Below are 21,498 nucleotides of genomic sequence, written 5' to 3' on the forward strand. Positions count from 1 at the left end.
GGATAGATTGCGAGCCTTGGGGGCAGTCCCTAGGGGGCGAACAGGATCCACAGGCCCGTGGCGGCGAAGCCGACGGCGGCGGCCAGGCGAATCCATTTCAGCGGCAAGGTCTTCGCCGCCTTTTCCCCCAGCAGGACGGCGGGGCCGTTGACCAGCATCATGCCCAGGGTGGACCCGGCCACGACCAGCGGCAGGTTCTCGAACCGGGCGGCCAGCATGGCGGTGGCGACCTGGGTCTTGTCGCCCATCTCGATCAGGAAGAAGGCCGAGGCGGTGGTCCAGAAGATGGCCCAGAAGCCGCGCTGAACCTCGCCCTTCTGTTCGTCCAGGGTGTCGGGGATCAGGGCCCAGGCGGCGAAGCCCAGGAAGGCCACGCCGACGATCCAGCGCATCCATTCGCCGGTGATGAAGTGGGCCAGAACCGTGCCGGCCAGGGCCGCAAAGGCGTGGTTCAGCAGGGTGGCGGCCAGAATACCCAGGATGATGGGCGTCGGCCGTCGCCAGGTCGCCGCCATGACGATGGACAACAACATGGTCTTGTCCCCGATCTCCGCGATGGAGACCAGGCCGGTCGAGATCAGAAAGGCTTCCAAAACGGAATCATATGCGCGGGAGCCTCGGCGGACGGACCTGTGGCGTTCGCAGCCGGGCCCCGCGTGGACGTCCCTGCGAAAGCCGCCGGTCTTGCCGTAGTCCCGGACCCCCAAAAGGGCCTCGGACCGTTCCCGCGCCATCCTCTCCGGGAGAGGAAGTATGTTGACGCGAGCCCCGCTGATCGCTGCGGGCGGCTACTCCCCGATGACGAGGCGGGGTTTAGGCCGCGCTGTCGGAAATGAAAAGTCGATAACGACTCGCAAGATTTGGTTCAGATCAGACCCTGTCGCCCGGCCTCCGCCGTCAGGTCGTCGCGGAACTGGGGCGCGGCCAGGGCGATCAGGGCGCGGGCCCGCTCGCCGGTCGACTTGCCCTTCAGGTTGGTCCAGCCATGTTCGGTGACGATGATGTGGACGTCGTTCCGAGGCGTGGTGACCGGGCCGTCCAGCCGGGCGACGATGCGCGAACAGGTCCCCCTGGCCGCCGTCGCATGACAGGCGATGATCGACTTGCCCCCTTCGGAGCCATAGGCCCCGCGCACGAAGTCCAGTTGTCCGCCCGAGGCGGTGAACTGGCGGCCGTTCAGGAACTCCGAACAACAGGCGCCGCTCAGATCGATCTGAAGCGTGGCGTTGACCGAGACCATCTTCGCATTGCGGGCGATCACCGCCGGGTCGTTCACATAGGAGACGGGACGGGCCTCCAGGCCGCGATTGCCGTCCAGGAAGTCATAGGTGTTCTGGTCGCCCATCGAGAAGGCGAAGACCCCGACGCCGGGGTGCAGGGTCTTGCGGGCGTGGTTGGCGACGCCGGCCTGCATCAGTTCGACCAGGCCCGGCGTCAGCATTTCGGTATGAACCCCCAGGTCGCGGTGGTCCATCAGGGCGTCGCAGACGGCGTTGGGCAGGGCGCCGATCCCCATCTGCAGCGTCGCTCCGTCCTCGACCAGGTCTGCGATGATCCGGCCGATGGCGCGGTCGGCCTGCTGGGGCTCGGCCCTGGGCACGACCAGCAGCGGGGCGGCGTGTTCGACAATGCCGGACACCCTCGAGACATGGACGGTGCAGTCGCCGAACACCCGCGGCATGTGCGGATTGACCTCCACCACGATGGTCCGGGCCGTCTCCGACACCGGCTTGGCGTAGTCCGTGTTCGTCCCGAACGAGAAGAAACCGTCGGCGTCCATCGGCGAGACGGTGCAGACCAGCGTATCCACCCCGACTTCGTCGCACAGCAGCCGGGGCGACTGCTGGAAGCCGGTCGGGATGAACTGGACCGGATTGGGCCGCCCTTCCTCGAAGGCGCGCTGTTCCAGCCGGCGCTCGACGGCGCTGTGGAACAGGCTCCAGGGCCGGATCCGGTCCATCAGTTCGTAGCGCAGCACGGTGTCGCCGGCGATGGCGGTGGAGAGCAGATAATAGAGGTTCACGTCCTCGACCTCGCCCCGCTCGGCCCGTTCGGCCAGGGCCTTCAGCAGGGCGGGGGGCTGGGCCACGCCCAGGCCCATGGCGACCTTGGCCCCCGACCGGATCAGGGCCGCAGCCTGGTCCGGCGTCTTCAGCCGTTCGGCATAGAGGGCGGCAGGGTCCATGGCGTATCTCCCGTCTGCGCGCCGCCCCTGTTCAGATCGAGGCGGCGTCGTAGGGCAGACTATCCTGCGTCTGGCGGCGGAGCGGGTCTAGACTTTGGTCGGAACGTCCATGGTTTCCGGCTCTATCGGCGTCGGCTCGTCCTGCAGGGGCGCCTGATGGCCCTTCTGCCAGCGGGCGACCCCATAGGCGACCAGCCACAGGACCATCGCCCAGGCCGAACCCACCGCCCAGCCGGCGAAGACGTCCGTCGCCCAGTGGGCGCCCAGATAGATGCGGGTCAGCCCCACCAGCAGGGCCATCAGAATGCCGACGCCCAGGACGAAGATCTTGAACCTCTGGCGCGGAAAGGCCCGCGTCAGCATGACGGCGACGCTGAGATAGAAGACCGTCGCCAGCAGGGCGTGGCCGGAGGGGAAGCTGGCGTTGAGCGTCTCGACCGCCTGCATGAGCTGGGGCGGGCGCTCGCGTTCGAACACCGCCTTCAGCCCTTCGCTCAGCATCACCCCGCCGACGAGGCCCAGGGCCAGCAGCAGGGACGACAGCCATTTCCTTTGGCTGATCAGGAAGACGATGACGATCAGGGCGAACAGGCCCAGAACCGATATGCCGCCCAGAGAGGTGATGTCGGCCGCCGCCTCCTTCAGCCACCACGGTCCCCAGGGGCGGCCGGGATCGTCGGCATAGGGGCGCAGTAGGGCCAGCACCTGCTGATCGAACGCCTGACCGTCGGCCTCGGTCATGTCATCGGCGATCTCGATGAAGGTCATGACGCCCAGCGCCGCGACGAACAGCGCGGTCATCGCCGCTATTTCGGTGCGCGCGACCGTCAGGGCGCGTATCAAAAAGGGACGAAAATCTGAAACAGCCATGGGGCGTCGAAACGGCCAAGCTCGGCTTGTGTTCCGATCACGCGTTCGTGATATCGCAACTGCGAAGGCCTATGAGGGGTTTGCTGGCTTGCTCGCTGGATTTTCCCCAGGCGTGGACGACTTGTCCGACCGATTCGCCGACAAAGCGAGCGTCAAGGCGTTGACGGGTTATTAGGCATGTGCGCCCTATATGTGGGCTCGGGGAGCGTTGAAGCCACTAGATGATGTGGTTACAGCGCAGGTGGCTCTAGGCTCTTTATTGTTCAGGACGCAGATGACCATGGCTGGCGGCGAGGCTTTGAAGACGACGGAATTCCAAGGTGTTGTGACGAATACGACCCCTGAGAAGCCGCATCTGACTGTCGTGAAATCGGTCCAGGTGGATCGTTCGCGCGACGCCCTGCTGACCGACTTCGGCAAGAAGACGCTGGAAGACCGCTATTTGCTGGCGGGCGAGAGCTATCAGGACATGTTCGCCCGCGTCTCGACCGCATTCTCGGACGACGCCGAGCACGCCCAGCGCCTGTACGACTATATGAGCCGCCTGTGGTTCATGCCGGCGACCCCGGTCCTGTCGAACGGCGGCGCGGATCGCGGCCTGCCGATCTCCTGCTTCCTGAACGCGGTCGGCGACAGCCTGGACGGTATCCAGAGCGTCTGGAACGAGAACGTCGCCCTGGCCTCGAACGGCGGCGGCATCGGCACCTACTGGGGCGGGGTCCGCTCCATCGGCGAGAAGGTCAAGGGCGCGGGCAAGACCTCGGGCATCATCCCCTTCATCCGCGTGATGGACTCGCTGACCCTGGCGATCAGCCAGGGCTCGCTGCGTCGCGGCTCGGCCGCCGTCTATCTGGACATCCATCACCCCGAGATCGAGGAGTTCCTCGAGATCCGCAAACCCTCGGGCGACTTCAATCGCAAGTCCCTGAACCTGCACCACGGCGTCAACGTCACCGACGAGTTCATGGAGGCGGTGAAGGCCGGCGCCACATTCGACCTGAAGTCGCCCAAGGACGGCGCGGTCATCAAGACCGTGGACGCCCGCTCGCTGTGGACCAAGCTGCTCGACATCCGGATGCAGACCGGCGAGCCCTATATGATCTTCTCGGACACGGTGAACCGCCAGATGGCGCCGCACCAGCGCGACCTGGGCCTGAAGGTCAAACAGTCGAACCTGTGCGCCGAGATCATGCTGCACACCGGCCGCGATCACCTGGGCGTGGACCGGACCGCCGTCTGCTGCCTGTCGTCGGTCAATGCCGAGACCTTCCTGGAATGGCGCGAAGAGCCCCGCTTCATCGAAGACATCATGCGCTTCCTGGACAATGTCCTGGAGGATTTCATCCGCCGCGCGCCGCCGGAAATGAAGGCCGCCGTCTATTCGGCCAAGCGCGAGCGTTCGGTCGGCCTGGGCCTGATGGGCTTCCACTCCTTCCTGCAGGGCCAGGGCGTCGCCTTCGAAAGCGCCATGGCCAAGTCGTGGAACATGCGCCTGTTCAAGCACCTGCGTCGCGAGGCCGATAAGGCCAGCCGCGTCCTGGCTGAAGAAAAGGGCCCCTGCCTCGACGCCGAGGAGCGCGGCGTTATGGAGCGGTTCAGCCACAAGCTGGCCATCGCCCCGACCGCCTCGATCTCGATCATCTGCGGCGGCACCTCGGCCGGCATCGAGCCGATCCCGGCCAATATCTACACCCACAAGACCCTGTCGGGCTCGTTCGCGGTCAAGAACCCCTATCTGGAGCGTCTGCTCGACGAGAAGGGGATCAACACCGAGGCGGTCTGGAACTCGATCCTCGAACATGAGGGGTCGGTCCAGCACCTGGACGCCCTGAACGAGGACGAGAAGGGCATCTACAAGACCGCCTTCGAACTGGACCAGCGCTGGGTGGTGGAACTGGCCGCCGACCGTGCGCCTGAAATCTGCCAGGCCCAGTCGCTGAACCTGTTCATCCCCGGCGACGTCAACAAATGGGACCTGCACATGCTGCACTGGTCGGCCTGGGAGCGCGGCGTGAAGTCGCTGTATTATCTGCGCTCCAAGTCGGTGCAGCGCGCCGCCTTCGCCGGCGCCGAGGACAAGGCCGAGGCGGTCATCGACCCGAACCAGCCCGACCTCTTCTCCATGCCCAAGACCGACTACGACGAGTGCCTGGCCTGCCAGTAGGCGGTTAGGCCCAAGACCAGAAAGGGCTCCGCGCAGGCGGGGCCCTTTTTTCACGCCTGGAACCGCCGCGTGGCGGCGTCGTTTCAAAAGGGACCAAAGAGTGTCGTGAAAATGTCTGTTGGACTCTGATTGCATCTGGTGCAAGCTGGATAACAGCGGACGGTGGGGAGACCGAATGCGCGTTGCGGTGTCGAGCCTTGGAGTGGGAATTGTCCTGGCGACAGTCGGTTTTGCCGACTCGCGCGCCCAGGCCTGGATCCCCGACGCCTTCGACGACGCACCTGCTACGGCGCAAGGTCTGACGACACGTCTCAATGAGCAGGGTGGTTTCCGGGTCACGCCCGACGCCCGCTTCGGGTCCGAAATCGAGATCAGCGCTCCAGTCAGGCCGACCGAGACCGAAGGTTTGGCCGCCACCAGCCGGAACGACATCTGGATCGATCGCAAGGCCTTCACCGACCGGGTCACCCTGGAAACCGCCGGGCGGCTGCGTCGCGCCGACGGTTCGCCCCTGCCGGTCACGCCGATCGACCGGGCCGAACTGGAGGCCGAGGCTTATGACCTGCGCTATGTTCGCGGCTTCCGCGGCGCCGTCGGACGCACCCCTTCCGGTCTGGAGGTCAGCCTGACGCCCCACGCCGGTTTCGGCCTGGGCAGCGACGGCGGATCGGCCGAGGCCGGCGCCACCCTGAAGATCGGCGAGGGCCTGGATCGTCTCGCCCCCGACGGAACTGCACGCTTCGGCGAGCGTCCCCGGTGGTATCTCTACGCCGCCGGGTCCGGCCGGGCGGTCGGCTATAATTTCGCGCGCACCCGCGACGGCGACTACGCCCGCTCCGGCTATACCCAAGATCGCGGCGGTTTCCTGGGCGACGCCTCGGTCGGCGTGGCCTATCGTCGGGGCGACGTCCAGACCTCGGTCGGCCTGGTCTATCGCGAGATCGACGCCGGCAAGGGTTTGCGCGGCATGAACGGCCTGGACACCGATGTGGACGAGGGCCTGATCGCCTTCCAGCTGTCGATCAAACCGCGCCGCTGATCCGCCGACAGGTCTCCGAACCTCAGCGGACCTCCGACACCGCCACGCCTTCTCGCCTTGGATCGGCGCCGCCGTCCCAACGGCCGTCGCGCCATATCGCTCCGTGCAGGCCCGAGGTCTCGGTCGCATTGGGCCGCAGGCTGATCCCCGCCGCCGCCAGGGCGTCGCGGATGTCCGGCGCGATCAGGGCGGTGTCCGCGCCGACCATTTCGCCCCGCACCACCAGATTGGGCAGATTGATCGCCGCCTGCACCGACAGGTCCCAGTCGATGATCCCGACCAGGGCCTTGGCCACATAGGCCAGGATGCTGGACCCGCCCGGCGAGCCGATGGCCCCCACCAGACGGCCCTGGCGATCCAGGATCAGCACCGGCGTCATCGACGAGCGGGGCCGCTTGCCCGCCGCCACCGCATTGGCCGCCGGGTGGCCGTCCTCCATCGGCGTGAAGGAGAAGTCGGTCAGCTGGTTGTTGAGGAAGAAGCCTTCGACCATCCGGCCGTTGCCGAAGATGCTCTCGACCGTGGTGGTCATGCTGACCGCATTCCCCTCGGCGTCGATGATGACCATGTGCGAGGTGCCGCCCGGCTCGGCCGTCCGGTCCTCGCTGCGCGGGGGCGAGCCCGTGGGGGCGCCGGCCGTCGCGGGACCGTTCAGGCTGGGAACCAGGGCCGCGCGGGCGGCTACATAGTCGGGGTCCAGCAGGCCGGCGATCGGCACCCCGACGAAGTCCGCATCCCCGACATAGCGGTCGCGGTCGGCGTACATCAGCCGCTGCAACCGGCCGAAGGCGACCCAGGCGTCCTGACTGTCGGCGCCCTTCTGCAGATCCGGCGTCTGTTCGGCCATCTCCAGAAACTGCAACAGGGCCACGCCGCTGGACGGCGGCGGGGGCACGCAGACGACATAGATCCGATAGGGCCGGCACAGGGCGTCGCGCCGCAAGGGCCGATAGGCGGCGATGTCCGCCTCGGTCAGACCGCCGGGACGCGGCCCTTCCGCCACCGTCCGCGCGATCTCCTGACCGATGCGGCCGCCATAGAACAAGCCTGGCCCTTCCTCGGCCAGGGCCGCGACTGTCCGGGCGTAGGCAGGGTTCTTCAGTATGTCGCCGGCCTGATACCGCTCGCCGTCCGCCTTGGTGAAATAGGCCTGGGCCCACCGGCTGCGCGCCTGGGGCACGGGGCCGTTGATCATGCCGGCCAGGCGCGGGCTGACCACGAAGCCGTCGCGCGCCAGCCGTTCGGCCTCGCCGAACAGATCGCGCCACGCCAGCTTGCCGTGATCCTTCTGCGCCATGGCCAGCATGGCCACGACGCCCGGCGCGCCGGTCGAACGCCCCGACAACAGGGCGTCGACGAAGCTCAGCGGCTTGCCGCTCTCGTAGAACAGCTCGGGCGTGGCCGAGGCCGGCGCCGTCTCGCGCCCGTCATAGGCCGTCACCTGCCCGGTGGCCGCCTCATAGCTCATCAGGAAGGCCCCGCCGCCCAGACCCGACGACTGCGGCTCCACCAGGCCCAGAACCGCCTGCACGGCCACGGCCGCATCCGCCGCCGAGCCGCCTTGCCGCAAGACCTTCATCCCCGCCTCGACCGCCAGCGGATTGGCCGCCGCCACGAAGGGGCCGCGGGCGGGCGTTGCAGCCTGTGTCTGGGCTTGCGGCTGAACTGGGCTCGGCGCGGCTGCGGTCCGTGTCGTCAAGACGCCGGTCTGACACCCGGCGACCAGGAGGGGAATGAGCAAGGCGACGAGGCGACGGCTTAGCAGATACATTGGCGTGGTCCGGACGAGGGAGGGCGTCGCCTCCCGACCTAGGCCGTCCCGGCCCCCACGCCAACCGCCGGCCGCGCATAAACTGCACTCCCCCGCTTGCGCCCGCCGATTTCTACCGCTAAAGACCCGCCCTCGCCGCAAGGCAGCCGCACCCGTAGCTCAGCTGGATAGAGCACCAGACTACGAATCTGGGGGTCGGGCGTTCGAATCGCTCCGGGTGCGCCACTTCGGTTTAAAACCGAGAACTCCGCCAGCGGCGGCATAACTTCCACCATCGCTAGACGCCAAGGCCCTCAGAAGCTCGGTTCGTGAGCCAATGATGCGCGCCTCGGTCTTGCTGATGACCTCCACCCGCTGCGTCAGGGCGCGCAGATGATCCCGACGATAGCCGCTGGAGCGATCCCGTAGCTTGCGCCGTGCGGTGGTGGCGAAACGCGCCAAGGCGTCCGTTGTGATCGTGGGAGCCAGCCGATCCACGGACGCGCTGATCCGCTCAGCATCCGCTCTGGCCTGATCGCGGACGCTGGAGAGTTCAGCGACGCGATCCTTCAGCGAGGCGCCGTCCGGCGACAGCAGACCGTTCTCGATGGCTTCATAGAGCCGATTGAGCTTGGCGTCGGCCTCGGTGGCGCGCTTGCGCATCTCCGCGATGTGGCTGCGCCGCTGGTCGGCCCATTCCTCCCGACGATCCAGAAGCTGCTCCATCAGCGCGGCGAGGCGCTCCGGATCAAGTAGACGGGTTTCGAGGTGATCAATGATGGCGTCGTCCAACTTGTGCATGGGGACGGCGAGGCCCTTGCAGCCCGCGTCGCCCATGCGGGCATTGGTCGAGCAGGCGTAGTAGCGATACTGGCCGCCCGCGCCGCCTTTGCCCGTCCTCAAGGTCATGGCCCCGCCACAGGCGCCGCAGAAGCAGATGCCCGTCAGCAGGTTCGGCCCGGTCGAGACACGCGGCGGCGTCCACTGGGGATTTCGCGACGTAAGGCGCGCCCGGACGGCGTCGTAGTCCGCCTTGGACACAATGGCTGGCACCGCCATGATGGCGTGCTCGGACTCGGGCTTCGGCGCCTTGGTTTTGTGGTCGCGGGTGTTGAACCGGTGCTCGCCCATATAGGTCGAGCGGGTCAGGATCTGATGGACAGCGCTGATGCCCCAGCGCCCGCCGTCGCGGGTTCGAACGTTCTGTTCGTTCAGCCGGGTGGCGATGGTCTTCAAACCCATCGGCCCCAAGCGTGCGATTGGCTTTGTCATCGGCTCATGCATTCCCCAAGGGATCGTGCGAAAACGCTCGCAGACAGCGATCTACCTCCGCCCAATGAGGGCCGCCCCCGCTGGGTACCAAGCGCCGTAGTCGTGTCGATAGTTGAGCCCATTTCGAACTTTCGAAAGAAAACTGCCGTTCGGATTGTCATGGGCCAACAGGGAGGCCAAGTGCGCGAGAAAGCCGCTGACTTCCTGGGCCGTGAGGGTCAGCGTCGCATCCGTTACCATCCTTGTCTGCAGGTCGCCCAGCAATAGGCGAAGTTGCTTCCACGTGTCCAAGTGGGGACCGCCATCAAATGGCTGCGCCGAAATGGTCCGCCCGTCGGCCGACAGTGAGAAAACGTACAACTTCTCGTGCGCTTGAAAGTCGGGAATGCCGGACTGGCGGGCCGTAATACGGAGAGCTGCCGTCTCATCCCTGCCAAGAGTCGAGAGACTGCGGCCGAAGATTCTGGTGAAAGCGTGAGCTGCGAAGAATGCGGCATAGTACGCGCGGATGTCGTCGGCGGATCGGCAGGTGAGAATCCTCCGCCCGATTGTTCTCTCGCAGTCGGCCGGGGGAATGCAGATGGCGCAGCCCAAGTTGGCCCAAGGCCGCCTGGTATGATGGGAGCCCATCGGTCACGATCTTCTCTGGCTCGAGCGGCTGGTTTCGCAGCAGACGCCGGAGCAGCTTCAAGGCCGCATCATTATCCCGTCGTGGCTGAAAGACGACGTCCAGCGCGTCGCCCTCATCATCCACGGCGTGCCAAAGGAACATGCGCTTCCCACCGATCTCCGATCAAACCGTTCGGCGGTCCTGAAGTGGAGACAAGGTCGCGTTGGACTGACAGCACCCCATGTCGGCCTAGCCTGAAAGCGCTGCCGGAGTCGTTCTGCGCTCGAAACTGCGAAGGGTGTTGATGATCCCGACATGGGTGAAGGCCTGGGGGAAGTTGCCGACCAGGCGCCCGGCGACGGGGTCGTACTCTTCGCTGACCAAGCCGAGATCGTTGCTGACCAAAAGCACCCGGTCGATGACGGCCCTAGCCTCAGTCCGTCGTCCCAGGCCGATCAGATTGTCGGCGTACCAGAAGGTGCAGGGGAGAAAGGCCCCTTCGCCTCCCGACAAACCGTCGGTGGTCTGGTTCGATGTTTGGTATCGAAGAATGAAGCCGTCCCGCATCAGGTCGCGGCCGATCGCTTCGACCGTGCCTATGACGCGGGGATCGTCCTGTGGCAGAAAGCCGGTGTGAGAGATCAGCAGCAGGCTGGCGTCCAGCGCCTTCGATCCATACGACTGTACGAAGCTGTTCAACCCGAGGTCGAAGCCCTTCTCACAGACCTCGGCGTGGATCGTCGCGCGGATTTCGCGCCATCTCGCGACCTGTTCCGCTTCGGCGAATGTCGGAGTCTTATCTTGAATGCGCAGGGCGCGATCAAAGGCGACCCAGGCCATGACCTTAGAATGAACGAAGTGTTGGCGACCCCCGCGCACCTCCCATATGCCTTCGTCGGGTTCGGACCACGTCTTTTCCAGATGTCCGATGATGGCCCGCGCCACCTTCAACGCCTCTGGGCTGATGGAAAGGCCACGCGCTTCGGCCTGATGCAGGGCGTTGAACAGCTCTCCGAACACGTCGATCTGGAACTGGGTCGACGCGGCATTGCCCACACGGACGGGCTTGGAGCCTTCGTAGCCGGGCAGCCAGTCCAGTTCGGCCTCGGGCAGCATGCGTTCGCCGGCGATGCCGTAGAGGATCTGCATCTGATCGGGATCGCCAGCCACCGCCCTGACCAGCCACGACAGCCAGCGGCGAGCTTCCTCGGTGAAGCCGCTTTCCATCAGGGCGATCAGGGTCAGGGTCGAGTCCCTGAGCCAACAATATCGATAATCCCAGTTTCGGACGCCTCCGAGGTCTTCCGGCAGCGCCGTCGTCGGCGCGGCGACCATTCCACCGGTGGGATGATAGATCAGCGCCTTCAAGGTCAGCAGCGAACGCCGCATGACGGCGTCCCACTTGGAACCCGTCTCGCAGCGCTTCGACCACTCCCGCCAATGTAAATCCGTGGCCTCCAGCTCAGCCATCGGCTCGATGGCGGCAGGGTCAGCCTCGTGGGAGAGACCGTAACTCAGCGTGAAATGCCGCCGGTCGCCACAGCGGATCGTGAACTCGGAGACCAGATCGGCAGGGTCGCCGTCATCGACGGCCAAGTCGGATCGCAGCACGACCTTGTGCGGCCCCGCGATGGCGCGAAGGTCGCCTTGCTCGGAGCGCGAAACCCAGGGATGGGCGGAGCCGTAGTCAAAGCGGATGGCCAGCGTCATCCGCATCGCCACTTCGCCACGGATCCCCTCGACGATTCTGACGAGATGACGACCGGATCCCACCGGCATGAAATTGATGACCAGAACTTCGCCCTGCGGCGTGACGTGCCGCGTTTCCAGAACGAGGCTGCCGTCCCGGTATGACCAACGGCTCTGCGTTTCGGCCGCCGTCGGAGCGAGCGTCCACGATCCGTGTCGAGCCGACCCAAGCAGCGCGGTGAACACCGAGGGCGAATCGAAGCGCGGCCAGCAGAGCCAGTCCACGTTGCCGTTTCGGCTCACTAGCGCCGCCGTGTGGCCATCTCCGATCAAAGCATAGTCTTCGAGGCGTGACGCCATCAGCATTGAGACCTTTCGTCTGTGCGACCGGTTCGTGTCAGGCGCCCCCGAGCCCCGTCGGGGCCCGATCCCAGCGCCACCCATTGTCGTCCGTCGCGCGCCATCAAGGCGTCTGCGGCCGCCGGGCCATCCCCGCCCGAAACGTAGGGCGCTGGATCGCCGGAGGTCCAGGCTGCGATGACGGGATCGAGCGCCTGCCAGGCCGCTTCTATGGCGTCGGCGCGCTGGAACAGTGTCGCATCGCCGGTCATACAGCTGTGCAGCAGGGTCTCGTAGCCGACGTTCGGCGAGCGAGCGAAGGCGCCGTTGCGACGGAAGGTCTCGACCACCGGAGCCGTGTCCAGGGCCAGCCCCGGCGCCTTGACCTGAAATTCCGTACTGACGCCCGCGTCCCCATCGATGTGGATCACAAGGCGGTCGGGACGGGGAGGGCCGCCATCCCCACCCTGGAACAACGTGTGGGACGGCGGCTTGAATTCGACGACCACCTCCGTCTTATGCGCCGCCAAATGCTTTCCGGTGCGCAGATAAAAAGGCGAACCTGCCCAACGCGGCGTGTCGATGTCCAGCTTCAGCGCGACGTAGGTTTCTACGCGGCTGTCGGTCGCGACGCCGGGCTCCGCCCGGTAAGCATCCACCGGGCGCCCATCGACCGACCCTGTCCTGTACTGACCCCGAACAGCGTCCTGGATGCGAACGGGCGCGATGGCTTTCAACACGTCGGCCTTGGCGTCGCGGAAGGCTTGCGCCTGCAGATCGCGAGGCGCTTCCATCGCCGTCATCGCCAGCATCTGAAACAGGTGGTTCGGCACCATGTCGCGCAGCGCGCCCGCCTGCTCGTAAAAGCCGCCCCGACCCTCGACGCCGAGCGTTTCGGCGGCGGTGATCTGGACGTGATCGATATGCTCAGACGACCAGACGGGCTCGAATAGCCTGTTGGCGAATCGCAGGGCCAGGATGGACTGCACCGTGTCCTTGCCCATGAAATGATCGATCCGATAAATCTGCGTTTCGTCGGCGATCGCAAGAAGGCGTTGGTTCAAAGTCTTGGCGGACGCCAAGTCATGGCCGAATGGCTTTTCGAGGATGATGCGCCGAAACGCGCCGGCGTCCTCGTTCAGCAAGCCTGCGGCGGCGAGCCCCTCCGCCGTCGTGGCGAAGAAGCGGCCTGCGAGGGCGAAATAGAAGATGGCCGGTCCCTGAATGCGATCAGCCAGGACTTCGAATGTCTCGGGCTTGAGAATGTCGCCCTTGAGATAGGAAAGCCTTGCCGACAGATCGCGCCAGATGTCCTGACGAAGGCTGTCAGCATGAAACTCGGCGTCTGGGTCGGCGGCGAGACGGTTCAGCATGGTCCCGAGCTCATCGCGCCAGCCGTCGTCGTCCAGATCCTTGCGGTCCACGCCGATGACCGTCGTGGTCGGGTCGATGTGTCCCGCGACAGAGAGATTATAGATCGCCGGCATCAGGAGACGTTTGACCAGATCGCCGGCCGCGCCGAACAGGACCAAGGTGCAGGCAGGGGCGACCTCGGAAGCCAAGGGACGGTTACTCATGATGGCGCGACTTCTCTCGTCAGGTTGGTTGGCCCCAAGCGAGCGGCGATGTGATCGGCCACTCTCAGGGCATTAGCGATGATGGTGAGCGTCGGGTTCACGGCGCCGATAGAGGGAAAGAAACTGGCGTCGGCGACATAGAGATTGTCGATGCCATGAACGCGGCAGTTCAAGTCCAGGACGCTGGTCCTGGGATCTTCGCCAAACCGCATAGTGCCAGCCTGGTGGGCCGTGCCGCTGATGGGCGTGTCCTTGCCGAGGTAGAGGGAGCGGTCGAACAGGTGCGGATGGATCTCCACCTTGTCGCAAATGTCACGGAGCGTGTCCCTCAGCAAAGCATGCGCTTTCATGTTCGTGGGGGTGACGTCCAGGTGCACGGAGCCCGCCTTATAGTGGATCCGGTTATCGACGAGCGGCAGGTCTTCTGATGACAGCCAGAAGTCGATCGCATGCTCGGCCAGCCAGTCAAAAGGTTTTTCGGGAAGCCACTGAAGCAGACCAGGCAGTCCTTCGATCTCGATCTGCGCGCCATCTGATTTGCCCACCATCTGAATGTGGCCGAGAGCGAATTCATGAGGGTTCGACGGCGACAGCGCGTGGCCGTGGTAGAAGTCGTTCAAGCCGAGCGTCTTTTGAAACTGCGTCGGATTAGGCGTCCGGGAGATGGCCAGAACCGTCGAGTTGTTGTGGCGCATGTAGTTGCGGCCGACCAGGCCTGAGCGATTTCCGAGTCCGTCTGGATGACGGTCATTGCTGGAGCGGAGAAAGAGCAGGGCGGAGGAAAGCGCACCGCATGCAACGACCACGATGTCGCCGTGAATGGTGTGGTGGCGGCCCTCGATCATCGTCTCGACGCCGAGGATCGTGGAGCCCGCCGCGTTGGTATTCAGGCGTTCAACATAGGCGTTGGTCAGAAGCGTCAGGTTCGGATGCGCGGCCAGGGCGGGATCGACGCATATAACTTGAGCGTCGGCCTTGCCGTTGGTCAGGCTGGGATAGCCGTCGAAGGGATCGCAGCGCAGCAGGCGCGACTGCGGGGTCGCCTGGCCGGTCTCGTCCTGATCCAGTAGGCCGCCGATGGGAAGGTGGAAGGGGTGGAGACCTTCACGTTTCAGGCCTTCGGAAAGCGCTTCGATCCGGGCCTCATGCCGGATCGGTGGATAGGCGTAGGGGCTGGCCGCAGGTGGTTCGGTCGGATCTTCGCCGCGCTGACCCCGAACCTGAAACAGCTCTTCGGCCGCCTGATAGTAGGGCTCGAAGACATCGTATTTGACGGGCCATTCCGGCGACACCCCGTCGGCGTGACGAATGGCTGAGAAGTCGGTTTCGCGAAGGCGGAACAGGGCGGCGCCGTAAACCTTGGAATTGCCGCCGACACAATAATGGAGGCCTGGCCTGAACTGGTCGCCGCTGGCCGAGGTCCAGGTCTCGTCAACCTGATAGCGCGCCTTGCCGAACACTTCTCGCGTGTCCCAATTCTGTCGCTCGCGCTTCAGGTAATCGCCGCGCTCGATCAGAAGCACGCGACGGCCCGTCTGTGCCAGTTTCCAGGCCACGTTTGCCCCGCCGGGACCAGAACCGACGATCACGACGTCGTACCGATCTTCGATCAAACCTTCGCTCCCTCGTCCGGTTCACCGATTGGAAAAGCCCCCGAGAGGGTTGTCATGAAGCGACGTGGGCCGGTGGACCGTTAAGCGGACGTCGTTTGCGTCCAGCCAAGCTGTGAACGGTCACGCTTTTGGCTCGTTCCTCGAGATCAGGAGATTCATTCTTGAACGTGGCGTTGAACGTTACGAAAGCGCGCGCGTCTGGAGGACACAGACAAATCGACGGGCGAAACACCCATCGGCTACGAGGATCGACCGATAACGGTTTCACCGAAATGCGATCTCCGGTCAGAGCGTTAAGTGGACCTGAAGTGTAGACAAGTTAGCGTTAGGCTGACAGCACCGCCACTTCAGTCCCAAGCTGGACATCCCGAAGAACGACCCATGCCGATATGGCTGATGCTGCGGGCAGTGAGCGCAGGGAGCAGCAGCATCCTTCGGAGCCAGATCGTATGCGAGTTCAATCTGAAACTCGCCCAGGTTGGCTGGGATCGAGGGGTGGACGTTTGGTAGGGACATTGGGTCGTCGGTCGACCACTGAACCAACAGAAGCTGATCATCCGTTAGGCTGTCCCAGCCTTGCTCGACATATGAGGCTGACGCGCCCGCGTGGTTTTGGATCGTCTTGGGCATTAGAAGCCTTCCGAAAATCAAGCAGGCCGCGCCGCACGCGTCTATGGACCGACGACGGCATGGCGTCCTCATCGATCAGGGCGTCACTCATAATACCTTTACTGCGGGACCGCGCAGTCGAATGTCGTGTTGACGGCGTGCAATCAGTGGCGGCTTCTCGCGCATTCTAGACTTCACCCCGCCAGCGTGACGCTGGCGAAGTAGTTCTCAGTCTCGTCCACGGCGGCGCGCCATCTATTTTCTTATATAAATTATTTGCTTGGGTAGGTTGTGCTGTGAGTGCAGCCGCTGGTCCTCGCCGTAACATTGCCCAGCAGTCATATCCAAGTCTCTGGTTTCTAAACGTGGCCCCGGTCGGTTCAGTCTGGAGCTCCCGAAGAGGCTCGACGCTCGGGACCGCATCCGGTGTTTCCAGCGACCACAACGTCTCAAGTCAGCCAGCGCCTCGCCTTGGTCTGCATCGAACATGCACACCGTTTGCGATGACAATCCACGGTCGGCGCAATCGATCTGAACGGCCATAGCAGAGAAGTCCTTCCCGAAAGGGAGGCCCCGATGCTTCACATAACCGTTCTGCCTCGATCATCATTCTGGATCAGGGTCGGCGTCGGCGCCGTCCTTGTCGGGCTCGCCGACCTGCTGTTCCTCGCTCATGCTCCCGGAACGAGCCTCGGCCTGTTCGCCTTCGCGGTCCTGGGGGGCGCGCTCTTCGGTCGGAAGGACCTGCCGCGAAATCGTCGCGGCCTGGGCTTCATCCTGGCCGGCGCCGCCTTCGCCCTGGTCCTGGCGGATCGACCTAGTCTGCTGGCCTGGGCCCTGTTCGGGGCCTCGATGAGCCTCGGGGCGTTGTCGAGCCGGGTGGGGCCGAAGGAGACAGCCTGGGGCTGGACCCAAAGACTGGCTCTTCACTGGGTTTTCGCCCTGTTTGGCCCCGTCGTCGACCTGTTCAAGGTTTCACGGCTGCGGCGCGGTCGCGGCGGAATGTCCGCCCTTGGCCAGCTCGGCCTCCTCGTCATGCCCGTGGTCGGCGGCGTGGTCTTCCTCGCCCTGTTCTCGGCGGCGAATCCGGTCATCTCGAACGCCCTCGCCAACCTTTCCCTGCCGTCTCTATCGCCCCAGAACGCCCTTCGCGTCCTGTTCTGGGCCGTCGTCTTCATCGGCGTTATGAGCCTCTTGCGGTCGCGCTGGCGCAAGCCCTTGCTCGCCCTGCCTGAACGCAAGATCGGCAAGCCTTCCGCCTTCCTGACTCGCACGATCACCCTGTCCCTGATCGTCTTCAATGGGGTCTTCGCGCTCCAGAACGGCCTCGACCTCGCCTTCCTGTGGAGCGGCGCGCCGCTTCCCGGCGACATGGGCTTGGCGGAGTACGCCCATCGCGGCGCCTATCCCCTGATCGTCACCGCCCTGCTCGCCGGGCTGTTTGTGCTGGCAGCGCTCCAGCCGGGTTCCGACACAGCGAGCAGGCCGCTGGTTCGTCGTCTGGTGGTCGTCTGGATCGCCCAGAACATGATCCTGGTCGCGTCGAGTCTGTTGCGCACCGCCGACTATGTCGAGGCCTACGCCCTGACCCGTTTCCGCATCGCCGCGATGATCTGGATGACCCTGGTCGCGGTCGGGCTGATACTGATCTGCTGGCGTATGCTGGCTGGCAAGTCGGCGCATTGGTTGATCAACGCCAACGCCATGGCTGCGCTGGTCGTGCTGGCGGTCGTCAGCGTCGTCGACCTCGGCGCCGTCGTGGCCGGCTGGAACGTGCGGCATGCCAGGGAGGTCGGAGGACGCGGGGTCGCCCTTGATCTCGGCTATCTCCATACGCTGGGCGCGCCCGCTCTCGTTTCGCTAGTCGAACTGGAAACGACCCTCGACGACGCCGTTCTGCGCGACCGGGTCGCCGCCGTCCGCCAGGACATCTTGCTGAACGTCCGGCGGCGACAGAGCGAATGGCGCGGCTGGACCTGGCGCGATCAGCGTCGTCTGGATCGTATCGCCGCTCTGCAACCGAACGGCGCATTGGCGGCGCCGGCGCCGGGCGCCCGTCACTGGAACGGGCGGCTCATCCAAATGCCGCCGCCTGCAGCCCCAACGCCCGTCGTCGCCCCGCCGTCTGTCCCGTTGACCTCGCGGACGGAAGGCTGAACATGGCCATCATGCAAAGCACCGTCCTGGTGGTCGATGACGACCCGCACATCCGCGACCTGCTGACTTTTGCCCTCCAGAAGGCGGGTCTGGCGACGCGTGAGGCCGCCGACGGCGAAGCCGCGCTGGCCGACATCGCCTTGTACAGGCCGAACCTTGTCGTGCTGGACATCAACATGCCGCGCATGGACGGGATCGAGGCCTGTCGTAGAATCCGCGCCCAGGGCGACCTGCCGATCCTGTTCCTGTCGTCGCGCGACGATGAGATCGACCGGATTCTCGGCATGGAGCTGGGGGCGGACGACTATGTGACCAAACCCTTCAGTCCGCGCGAGGTGGTGGCGCGGGTCGCCGCCATCCTGCGCCGGATCGCGCGAAGCCCGCCCCTGCCGACGCCGGGTCAGTTCGCCTTGGGCGGCCTTGGCCTGGACGCGGACGGATGGCGGGCGACGTGGCGCAATATCGAGGTGCCGCTGACCGTGACGGAGTTCAGCATCGTGCGCACCCTGGCCGATGCGCCGCGCCGCGTCTTCACGCGAGACGCCATCATTGACCGGGTTCATGGCCCAGGCTTCGCCATGACCGACCGTACGATCGACAGCCATGTCCGCAACCTGCGGGCCAAGTTTACAGCGGTGGGCGGGGCTGACGTGATCGAGACCAGACCGGGCATCGGCTACCAGCTTGGCCCCTGCCTTGGCGCGCCGGGGGCGTCGGAGGCGTGATCGCACGCCTGCGCGCCTTCGTCCGCCGTCACTGGCCGGCGCTCAGACTTCGGACGATCCTGCTGTCCGTGCTGATCTTCGCGGGCGTCCTGCCAGGGCTCAGCGCCATCTTCCTGCGGGTGTACGAGAACACCCTCGTGCGCCAGACGGAGGCGGAACTGGTCGCCCAGGCCGTCGTCCTGTCGGCCGTCGCCGCCTCGGATTGGCCCGGCGCCGTCGTGGTCCCGCTCGATCCCGCCCGGCGCGAGGATCCGGGCTATTACAGGCCGGAACCCGCGACGATCGACCTGGGGTCCACGCCGGTCCTGCCGGCTCGCCCCTCGCCACGCGCCGCCGCTGCGCCTGAGGCCGGGGCGGTCGAAGTCTCCGCCCGGCTTGGTCCCGTCATCGAGCGCACCAGCCGCACCACCCTGGCCTCGATCCTCTTGCTGGATCGCAACGGGACGATCGTCCACGGCTACGGCCAGGGCGGCGGTCTTGCCGATCTGACCGAAGTGCGGTCGGCGCTTGCGGGCGAGCCCCGGACGGTTTTGCGCCGCAACGACGCCTATCATCCGCGCTATTCCATGGAATGGCTCAGTCGCGCAGCGGGCGTCCGCATTCACCATGCGCGGCCGGTCATGGTGAATGGCCGGGTCGAGGGGGTCGTCGTGGCGTCCCGCTCACCCCGCGCCCTGTTCAAGGGTCTGTACCAGGACCGGATCAAGATCGGGCTGGGCGTCGTCGGAACCCTGGGGGTGATCGCCCTGCTGGCGGTGCTGGTCTCGCGCGGCATCGCCCGTCCGATCGAGGCGCTCAGTCGGGCGACGCGCGATGTCGCCAGCGGCGGCGGCGTACTTCCCCCCGCGCCGGCCACCGCCGCCGTCGAGATCCGGACCCTCTACGAGGACTTCGGCCGCATGGCCCAGGCGGTCGATCGCCGGTCCCGCTATCTGCGCGATTTCGCCGCCGCCGTCAGCCACGAGTTCAAGACGCCCCTGTCCGGGATTCAGGGCGCCGTCGAACTGCTCCAGGACCACGAGATGGACCCCGCCCAGCGTCGGCGGTTCCTCGACAACATCGCCGCCGACGCCCGCCGTCTCTCAGCCCTTGTGACGCGCCTGCTTGACCTGGCGCGAGCCGATATGGCGCGCCCTCAAGCCGGGCTTTCGGTCGATGTGCGTCCTCCGATCGCCAAGGCGGTCGATGCGAGATCAAGCCAACTGGCGATCTCGGTTACGTTCGCGGACGAAACGCCGAGGGTCGCCCTCCCGGCTTCGACCATTGAGATGGTGGTCTCGACGCTACTGGAAAACAGCCGACAGGCGGGGGCGACAGCCGTCAATATCAGCGCTGCGGCCTTGCCCGACCGACTGGTCGTCACCTTGGCGGACAATGGCCCAGGCGTCGCGCCGGCCGACGCCGGTCGCGTCTTCGAACCCTTCTTCACCACGCGACGCGGGGAGGGCGGCGCGGGTCTTGGCCTGTCCATCGCCCGCGCCCTGCTGGCGGCCGACGACGCCACTCTCGACCTGCTGCCGACGACTGAGGGCGCTGTATTCGAGCTGGTCATGCCGCTCGCCGACTAATATGCGCGACGGCGCAGCATAGGGCTGGGCGCGGTCTCGAGACACATGCTTGCTCCCCCCTCAGGCCAGATCGGGTTTAAGGGGCCGGCGCCGCCAGACCCGACCGGATTGATAGACGGGGCTTCGCTTGTCGATAGGGGGTGGCGGGCGTCTGCGGCTGCTTGCGGTCACAGACGCCGTAGGCCATCCAGAGATCATGTTGAGATCGGAGCAGGGTATGTCGGCCAGAAAGCCCACCATTGATGATGTGGCGCGCCTGTCCGGCGTCGGGCGGACGACTGTGTCGAGAGTTCTCAACGGCGGGCCCAACGTCCGCGAGCCTGTTCGGCGAAAGGTTCTGGAGGCGGTGCAGGCGCTGGACTACCATGTAAACCCGCAAGCTCGATCCCTGGCCGGAGGCGGCAGCAGAGTGCTGGCGCTGGTTCTCGCGTCGGATCTGGATGCGGAACCCAACTCCTTCTACGCCTCCGCGCTGGAACTGGGGGCGGTGCGTGAATGTCTGCAGTCCGGGTTCCAGCTGATTACGCGTCATGTGCCGCAGGACGATCCCGCTGCGGTCCAACAGGTGATCGACATCGCGATGAACCAGAGATGTCAGGGGGTGATCCTGACGCCGCCCTTTTCGGATAACGCGGACCTGATCCAGCAGCTGCGGGCGCGCGGCGTGCATCTGGCCGCCATTTCGCCGGGCGGCGGCGGGCGGGGGCTGGTCGACGCCGTCGGCATCGACGACGAGGCCGGGGGCCGCGACATTGCGCATTATCTGCTGGAACTCGGCCATCGCCACATCGCCTATCTCGGCGGCATCCCCGGACACTTGTCAGCCGAAAGCCGGCTGGACGGGGTAAGACGGGCGATGCGGGAGGTGGGGCTGCCCGACGACGCCCTTCGGGTGGAGCGCGGGGACTTCACCTTCCGGTCAGGAGGTCTGATCGCCGCACGCCTGCTGGCGCTTTCGCCACGGCCCACAGCGCTGATCTGCGCCAATGACGATATGGCGGCCGGCGCGTTGTCGGTCGCTCATGCCCGGGGTTTGCAGGTGCCGGGCGACCTGTCGATCTCCGGCTTCGACGACACCCCGGTCTCGGCCATCGTCTGGCCGCCCCTGACCACTGTCCATCAGCCGCTGAAGGCCATGGGCGGCGAGGCTGTACGACTGGTCTCGCGGCGGATCACCGGGGCTGCCGGGGACTGGGCGTTCCGCACCTTGCCCCATGCCGTGGTGGTGCGGGACTCTGCGGGAGCCTGGCCGACCTAATGAGGCGGGCGCTTGACGATCTCGTTCGCGGCGTCATTATGGAAGCGCTTCCAATTTTAAAGGGCGCGTCCGA

14 protein-coding genes, 1 tRNA gene, 1 pseudogene and 1 riboswitch are annotated in these 21,498 nt (G+C 65.6%); of the genes and pseudogenes, 7 read left to right on the forward strand and 9 right to left on the reverse strand.

The window, feature by feature from the left end; genetic code table 11:
• Positions 1-29: 29 nt before the first annotated feature.
• The 3 genes from ACVPT3_RS17895 to ACVPT3_RS17905 form a co-directional block, all read right to left on the reverse strand.
• The gene (locus ACVPT3_RS17895) at positions 30-593 is read right to left on the reverse strand and encodes a TMEM165/GDT1 family protein (protein ID WP_492042173.1); all 564 of its coding nucleotides are present in this window, start codon (positions 591-593) and stop codon (positions 30-32) included.
• 98 nt (positions 594-691) lie between these two features.
• A riboswitch (yybP-ykoY riboswitch) is annotated at positions 692-809 on the reverse strand.
• Positions 810-865: 56 nt separating this feature from the next.
• On the reverse strand, positions 866-2,185 hold the full coding sequence (locus ACVPT3_RS17900) for an acetyl-CoA hydrolase/transferase family protein (protein ID WP_492042174.1): 1,320 nt from the start codon (positions 2,183-2,185) through the stop codon (positions 866-868).
• A gap of 87 nt (positions 2,186-2,272) precedes the next feature.
• Positions 2,273-2,986, reverse strand: a complete 714-nt coding sequence (locus ACVPT3_RS17905; RefSeq protein ID WP_492042175.1) for a phosphatase PAP2 family protein — start codon at positions 2,984-2,986, stop codon at positions 2,273-2,275.
• 343 nt (positions 2,987-3,329) lie between these two features.
• On the opposite strand from ACVPT3_RS17905, the gene ACVPT3_RS17910 reads away from it, so the two are divergent.
• Positions 3,330-5,219: a ribonucleoside-diphosphate reductase subunit alpha gene (locus tag ACVPT3_RS17910; protein ID WP_492042176.1), complete on the forward strand. Its 1,890-nt coding sequence runs from the start codon at positions 3,330-3,332 to the stop codon at positions 5,217-5,219.
• Positions 5,220-5,394: 175 nt separating this feature from the next.
• Positions 5,395-6,258, forward strand: a complete 864-nt coding sequence (locus tag ACVPT3_RS17915; protein ID WP_492042177.1) for a lipid A-modifier LpxR family protein — start codon at positions 5,395-5,397, stop codon at positions 6,256-6,258.
• A 22-nt stretch (positions 6,259-6,280) separates the two neighbouring features.
• On the opposite strand, the gene ACVPT3_RS17920 is transcribed toward ACVPT3_RS17915, so the two are convergent.
• A complete protein-coding gene (locus ACVPT3_RS17920) occupies positions 6,281-8,029 on the reverse strand; it encodes a gamma-glutamyltransferase family protein (protein ID WP_492042178.1) in 1,749 nt (582 codons plus the stop codon).
• 148 nt (positions 8,030-8,177) lie between these two features.
• Here ACVPT3_RS17920 and ACVPT3_RS17925 point away from each other — a divergent pair.
• Positions 8,178-8,254: transfer RNA gene (locus ACVPT3_RS17925), tRNA-Arg, on the forward strand.
• Here the strand turns inward: ACVPT3_RS17925 and ACVPT3_RS17930 are convergent.
• The 5 genes and pseudogenes from ACVPT3_RS17930 to ACVPT3_RS17950 form a co-directional block, all read right to left on the reverse strand.
• Entirely contained in the window at positions 8,210-9,292 is a 1,083-nt protein-coding gene (locus tag ACVPT3_RS17930; RefSeq protein ID WP_492043849.1) for a recombinase family protein, read from the reverse strand. The two genes, ACVPT3_RS17925 and ACVPT3_RS17930, sit on opposite strands and share 45 nt — an antisense overlap.
• Before the next feature lie 499 nt (positions 9,293-9,791).
• Positions 9,792-10,067: pseudogene (locus ACVPT3_RS17935) on the reverse strand (DDE-type integrase/transposase/recombinase); the annotation flags it as partial.
• A gap of 72 nt (positions 10,068-10,139) precedes the next feature.
• A complete protein-coding gene (locus tag ACVPT3_RS17940; RefSeq protein ID WP_492042179.1) occupies positions 10,140-11,939 on the reverse strand; it encodes a glycoside hydrolase family 15 protein in 1,800 nt (599 codons plus the stop codon).
• Positions 11,939-13,495 carry a glucose-6-phosphate dehydrogenase gene (zwf, locus tag ACVPT3_RS17945; protein WP_492042180.1) on the reverse strand — a complete coding sequence of 519 codons (1,557 nt, stop codon included), beginning with the start codon at positions 13,493-13,495 and terminating at the stop codon, positions 11,939-11,941. The genes ACVPT3_RS17940 and zwf overlap by 1 nt, the downstream gene beginning before the upstream one ends.
• Entirely contained in the window at positions 13,492-15,108 is a 1,617-nt protein-coding gene (locus tag ACVPT3_RS17950) for an FAD-dependent oxidoreductase (protein ID WP_492042181.1), read from the reverse strand. Before ACVPT3_RS17950 ends, zwf begins: the two co-directional genes overlap by 4 nt.
• 1,185 nt (positions 15,109-16,293) lie before the next feature.
• On the opposite strand from ACVPT3_RS17950, the gene ACVPT3_RS17955 reads away from it, so the two are divergent.
• The 4 genes from ACVPT3_RS17955 to ACVPT3_RS17970 all read left to right on the forward strand — a co-directional run bounded on the left by ACVPT3_RS17955 (position 16,294) and on the right by ACVPT3_RS17970 (position 21,425).
• Positions 16,294-17,874: a DUF4153 domain-containing protein gene (locus ACVPT3_RS17955; protein WP_492042182.1), complete on the forward strand. Its 1,581-nt coding sequence runs from the start codon at positions 16,294-16,296 to the stop codon at positions 17,872-17,874.
• Between the two features lie 2 nt (positions 17,875-17,876).
• A complete protein-coding gene (locus tag ACVPT3_RS17960; protein WP_492042183.1) occupies positions 17,877-18,599 on the forward strand; it encodes a response regulator transcription factor in 723 nt (240 codons plus the stop codon).
• A complete protein-coding gene (locus tag ACVPT3_RS17965; protein WP_492042184.1) occupies positions 18,596-20,167 on the forward strand; it encodes a sensor histidine kinase in 1,572 nt (523 codons plus the stop codon). Before ACVPT3_RS17960 ends, ACVPT3_RS17965 begins: the two co-directional genes overlap by 4 nt.
• A 217-nt stretch (positions 20,168-20,384) precedes the next feature.
• Positions 20,385-21,425, forward strand: a complete 1,041-nt coding sequence (locus ACVPT3_RS17970; RefSeq protein ID WP_492042185.1) for a LacI family DNA-binding transcriptional regulator — start codon at positions 20,385-20,387, stop codon at positions 21,423-21,425.
• The last annotated feature ends 73 nt before the right edge of the window (positions 21,426-21,498 follow it).

This window comes from Brevundimonas sp. FV1ps31S, from assembly GCF_058681265.1.

Bases quoted from the DNA above. Each gene is read 5' to 3' on its own strand.
- ACVPT3_RS17910 (WP_492042176.1), top strand. From the start codon at position 3,330: ATGACCATGGCTGGCGGCGAGGCTTTGAAGACGACGGAATTCCAAGGT.
- ACVPT3_RS17960 (WP_492042183.1), top strand. From the start codon at position 17,877: ATGGCCATCATGCAAAGCACCGTCCTGGTGGTCGATGACGACCCGCAC.
- ACVPT3_RS17970 (WP_492042185.1), top strand. From the start codon at position 20,385: ATGTCGGCCAGAAAGCCCACCATTGATGATGTGGCGCGCCTGTCCGGC.
- ACVPT3_RS17920 (WP_492042178.1), bottom strand. From the start codon at position 8,029: ATGTATCTGCTAAGCCGTCGCCTCGTCGCCTTGCTCATTCCCCTCCTG.
- ACVPT3_RS17905 (WP_492042175.1), bottom strand. From the start codon at position 2,986: ATGACCGCGCTGTTCGTCGCGGCGCTGGGCGTCATGACCTTCATCGAG.
- ACVPT3_RS17900 (WP_492042174.1), bottom strand. From the start codon at position 2,185: ATGGACCCTGCCGCCCTCTATGCCGAACGGCTGAAGACGCCGGACCAG.
- ACVPT3_RS17915 (WP_492042177.1), top strand. From the start codon at position 5,395: ATGCGCGTTGCGGTGTCGAGCCTTGGAGTGGGAATTGTCCTGGCGACA.
- ACVPT3_RS17940 (WP_492042179.1), bottom strand. From the start codon at position 11,939: ATGGCGTCACGCCTCGAAGACTATGCTTTGATCGGAGATGGCCACACG.
- zwf (WP_492042180.1), bottom strand. From the start codon at position 13,495: ATGAGTAACCGTCCCTTGGCTTCCGAGGTCGCCCCTGCCTGCACCTTG.
- ACVPT3_RS17930 (WP_492043849.1), bottom strand. From the start codon at position 9,292: ATGCATGAGCCGATGACAAAGCCAATCGCACGCTTGGGGCCGATGGGT.
- ACVPT3_RS17955 (WP_492042182.1), top strand. From the start codon at position 16,294: ATGCTTCACATAACCGTTCTGCCTCGATCATCATTCTGGATCAGGGTC.